Origin of the sequence: Halorhodospira sp. M38 (assembly GCF_022227985.1) — a bacterium.
Classification (GTDB): domain Bacteria; phylum Pseudomonadota; class Gammaproteobacteria; order Nitrococcales; family Halorhodospiraceae; genus Halorhodospira; species Halorhodospira halophila_A.
In genome coordinates, this window is sequence record NZ_JAJNQP010000090.1 from 1 (window position 1) to 454 (window position 454).

Sequence of the window (454 nt, forward strand, 5' to 3'; positions counted from 1 at the left end):
CAGAAAGACGCGCCGCTGGCGGCGTCCAGCGATCTCGAGGTCGGTTGGACAGAGATTATCCAGCCCGCACTAATTGGTGAATCAACAGGTTATGAACACCGCCACGGCTATCAGGCAGTTAGCGACGTCAACCGGCGGGCTTGTGCAGAAAACGTATCGTTGAGGCAAGACTCGAATGGGGTTGACTCCACGCCGCACACGATTAGAATGCGCAGCACATCGACAGGCGCGTAGCTCAGCTGGTTGCGCCACCTTGACATGGTTCGCCCATCCTTTAGGTTCGCGCTTCACCTCCAGTATAAACAGCACCTTAAACATAAGATGCCAGCTTAAGCCATCTGGGCACCAACATTTCTGGTTTATGCCGGGCTCATTTTTTCCTTTTGCCGGAACCAGATCCTGGGGCCTGTTTTGAGCACCACCCGCACACCAAGCCGGCTACGCACTACCTACA

General features: G+C 55.1%; 1 protein-coding gene. It reads left to right on the plus strand.

Going from position 1 to position 454, the window contains the following annotated elements; translation table 11 throughout:
- Window positions 1–234, plus strand: a 234-nt coding sequence (locus tag LRA98_RS12915) for a hypothetical protein (protein WP_238634290.1), incomplete at its 5' end; no start/stop codon positions are given.
- Window positions 235–454: the final 220 nt, after the last annotated feature.